Annotated in this window: 2 protein-coding genes and 1 pseudogene; 1 reads left to right on the plus strand and 2 read right to left on the minus strand. The window is 66.4% G+C overall.

What is annotated here, in order from left to right; all coding sequences use genetic code 11:
• Positions 1-130: 130 nt before the first annotated feature.
• Positions 131-2,914: a glycosyl hydrolase family 95 catalytic domain-containing protein gene (locus ACVCAH_RS37530; RefSeq protein ID WP_447140957.1), complete on the plus strand. Its 2,784-nt coding sequence runs from the start codon at positions 131-133 to the stop codon at positions 2,912-2,914.
• A gap of 490 nt (positions 2,915-3,404) precedes the next feature.
• Here ACVCAH_RS37530 and ACVCAH_RS37535 read toward each other — a convergent pair.
• Both ACVCAH_RS37535 and ACVCAH_RS37540 read right to left on the minus strand, forming a co-directional pair.
• Positions 3,405-3,581, minus strand: a pseudogene (locus ACVCAH_RS37535) (IS481 family transposase); the annotation flags it as partial.
• Between the two features lie 40 nt (positions 3,582-3,621).
• Positions 3,622-4,047, minus strand: a 426-nt coding sequence (locus ACVCAH_RS37540; protein ID WP_447140958.1) for a transposase, incomplete at its 5' end; no start/stop codon positions are given.

The raw sequence follows: 4,047 nt of genomic DNA on the forward strand, positions 1-4,047 counted from the left end.
GTACGGTGCTGCCCACGCTGCGGAAACTGCTCCCGGCAGGCGAGCACGTGCTCACCTGCCGGGTCTCGGTCGGCCGCACCTCCGACTGAGGGCGCTGCCCAATCGTGCTCGAACTCGCGGAGCGCCGGCAATGCTCGACGTTCCTACGGAATTGAAAGGCGTCGTCATGGTCGTGCTCTCCCCAACCCTCGGTGTAGTTCCAGCCACCGCCGGCGCCTCGTCGGTGGTCGACGGTGCTCGACGAGGCCAGGATTCCGAGCTTGTGCTCTGGTATGACGAGCCCGCCCCGGATTCGCACAACGGCTGGGAGAGCCGGTCACTGCCGATCGGCAACGGCGCCCTCGGTGCGACCGTATTCGGTGGCGTGCAGGGCGAGCGGCTGCAGTTCAACGACAAGTCGCTGTGGACCGGAGGCCCCGGTGTGCCGGACTACAACTTCGGCAACTGGCAGGAGCCACGGCCGGGGGCGCTGGGAGAGGTCCGGCAGCGAATCTGGGAAGAGGGTCAGGTCTGCCCGGAGTACGTGCTGCAGCGGCTGGGTCTGCCATCGGACTCGCCGCGGCACCGCCGGTTTGGGGCATACCAGAGCTTCGGTGACCTTCGTCTGACCTTTGGCAACCCCGCGTCGGTCAGCCAGTATCGCCGCCATCTGGACATCTGCCGCGCGGTGGCTGGTGTTTCCTATGTCGCGGACGGGGTCCGGTTCACCCGGGAGTATTTCGCCACCGCGCCGGGCGGCGTGATCGTGGGTCGGCTCGACGCGGATCAGCCGGGCCGGATCGACGTCACCGCCCGGATCGCCGTCCCGTCCAATCGGTCGAGTTCGGCCCGCGCAGCAAACGGCCGGATCACCGTGAACGGCGCACTGAACAGCAACGGGCTGAAGTACGAGACGCAGCTGCAGGTGATCAACGAGGGTGGGACCAGGAACGACGGACCGGGTGGCTCGGTGACCGTCGCAGGCGCTGACAGCGTCGTGGTGATCCTCGCCGCCAGCACCGACTACGCCAACGACTACCCGTCCTATCGGGGCGAGAACCCGCATGAGCGGGTGACCGGGCTGGTTGACCACGCGGCCGTGCGGGGGTACCAGGCGCTGCTGGCCGACCACGAGGCCGACTACGCCAAGCTGTTCAACCGGGTCAACCTGGACCTCGGTGGGAAACTGCCGGACATCCCGACCGACGATCTGTTGAGCCGGTACGACGGTGGCAGCTCGCCGGCCGGCCTGGCGCTCGAGGAACTGTTTTACCAGTACGGCCGGTACCTGCTGATAGCCTCCTCGCGTCCGGGGTCGCTGCCGGCGAACCTGCAAGGGGTGTGGAACGACATGGAGGCGCCGCCGTGGCAGGCGGATTACCACCTGAACATTAACCTGCAAATGAACTACTTCCCGGCCGAGACGACCAACCTGTCGGAGACTGCGACGCCGCTGTTCGACTACGTCGATCGCCTGCGCGAGCCGGGGCGGGTCACCGCCGCGCAGATGTACGGCTCGCGTCGGGGATGGGTCGTCCATCACGCGTCGAACATCTACGGCCACACCGGGGCATGGGACCACCCCGCGTACTACTTTCCGGAATCCGGGGCGTGGTTGGCCCAGCAACTTTACGACCACTACCGGTTCTCGCTGGATGAGAAGTTCCTCGCCGAGGTCGCCTACCCCGTGATGCGGGAGACGGCGGAGTTCTGGCTGGATTTCCTCCAGATCGACCCCCGCGACGGCAAGCTGGTGGTCGTTCCGAGTCGTTCGCCGGAGATCGGCTCGTCGTCCGCCGGCGCGTCGATGTCTCAGCAGATCCTCTGGCACCTGTTCACTGACGTGCGAGAGGCTGCCGGCACCGTTGGGGATGCCGGGTTCGCCGCCGAGGTGGAGGCTATTCTTCGGGAGTTGGACCCGGGGTTGCGGATCGGCTCGTGGGGGCAGTTGCAGGAGTGGAAGGCCGACATCGACGATCCGAACGAGACTCACCGTCACGTCTCCCACATGTTCGCTGTTCACCCGGGCCGGCAGATTTCGCCCCGCACTACGCCGGAGCTGGCCGACGCTGCCAAGGTCTCGCTCAACGCCCGCACGGACGCTGGCACGGGGTGGAGCAAGGCGTGGAAGATCAATTTCTGGGCCCGGCTGCTCGACGGCGATCGCGCCCACAAGCTGATCGGCGACCAACTGCAGAGCAGCACCCTGCCGAACCTCTGGGACACGCACCCGCCCTACCAGACTGACGGCAACTTCGGTGCCACGTCCGGCATGAGCGAGATGCTCCTGCAAAGCCACCTCGGGACGATCGATCTGCTGCCGGCCCTGCCAGGGGCGTGGCGTGACGGCAAGGTGGACGGGTTGCGCGCCCGAGGTGCCTTCACCGTCGGTGCCACCTGGCGTTGCGGCACACCGACCGAGATCCGGCTCACCTCCGATAGGGGAGGCGAGGCTGTCCTGCGCAGTGACATGTTGTCGGGCAAAGTCAGGGTCTACCGTGGTGACGGGCGCCTGGCCGACCACACCATCGACGGTGACCTGCTGCGCCTGCCCACCCGCCCTGGTGAGACTTTCCGCATCGTCGCCCAGGCGGTGGTGGCCGTGCAGGTCCCCGATGCTGCGTGGCGGCCCGGCACGGAACTGCCCGTAGCGCTCACGCTTACCGCGGCCGACCAACTCAAGATGCCGGCTGCTCGCGCCAGTGTGCACGTGCCGGACGGGTGGTCGGTGCAGCCGGGCGACGTATGGCTCACACCGCTGCGCTCGGGCGAGTCAGGGACGGCGCAGTTCAAAATTAATGTCCCTGCCGATACCCCGGACGGTTCGTACACCCTCACCGGCATGGTCGCCTCCGAGGATTGGTTGGTTCGCGCGCCGGTACGGGTGGACGTGTTGAGGTGGAATCTCGCCCGTTCCAAACCCGCTGTCCAGTAGCGCGTTGCCTCTTGTGAGCGTGCGGTGGACGGCAGCACCAATGGGGCGTAGAGCGGCGAATCGGTCACGCACAGGGTCTGAGTCTGAGCCCAATGGCGGGCGGGGCGGTGGAGGCTGTCTCGGCAAATCGCAGATCTGGAGCGTACCGACAAGTCCTGCGCCAACCGGCTGATCAACTCCCAGGTGTGCATCTCTGACGTGCTCTTGAGCTCCGAAAGCGCTAAACCAGACCTCGCTCCGCCGGGGGGGGGTAGGGTCGGTCCACTCTTCCAGGCCAGGCCAGGCTAGATCGCCGACGACGACCGACGTCGGCCGCACCGGTCGGTACGTACGGGTCCAGCTGGTCGGCACCAACTCCCCTGTCCCTGGTCGAGGTTCAGGTTTTCGCCGGGTAGCGGAGAGTGGGGATCCCGCTCGTCGAGGTTGGGGCGTTGGCTGACGAGTCGTACAGGCACCGCGATTCAGCATAAAGCGTTGGGCCCGAACGTGGTCAGGTCGTACGCCTGTTCTGTCCGGAGAGGTTGGGGACGCGGCTGGCGGGTGGTTGGCCGTCGAGTGCGGTGTGTGTGCGGTGATTGTTGTAGGCGTGCAGTCAGGCGGGCAAGGTGGCGCGGCGGGCGGTTTCTGAGGTGTAGGGCTTGGCGTAGGCCCATTCTTCGGTGAGGGTTGAGCTTCCCCCGGTTTCCCGGACGGCTTCCGTGTGATGGTCAGGCCGCGGTTGCGGCCGGGGTGTGTTGTTGTTCGTAGTCGATCGGGGACAGGTTGCCAAGGCTTGAGTGGCGTCGGCGTGGGTTGTTCCAGGCTTCGATCCATTCGAAGATGGCGTTGGCCAGTTCCTGGCGGGTTGCCCAGGGCTGGCGGTCGAGCAGTTCGAGCTGCATCGAGCAGAAGAACGACTCGACCAGCGAATTGTCGTAGCAGTCGCCGATGGATCCCATCGAGCCGAGCAGCCCGGCGGACCGGAGCCGCTGCCCGAAAGCCCAACTGGTGTATTGGGCTGCCGTGATCGGAATGGACCACGGTCTGCCCCTCGACGGGATGCCGCCGCCAGCGGGCTGTTCCGCACCGGGTTTGATGGAGACATCGAAACCTGGGAGGAACACCAGCGATGCCGGCACCGAAGAAGTACAACG

The sequence above is a fragment of the Micromonospora sp. LZ34 genome (assembly GCF_052981855.1).

Excerpts from the sequence above, each read along its gene's own strand:
- ACVCAH_RS37530 (WP_447140957.1), top strand. The coding sequence starts at position 131 with ATGCTCGACGTTCCTACGGAATTGAAAGGCGTCGTCATGGTCGTGCTC.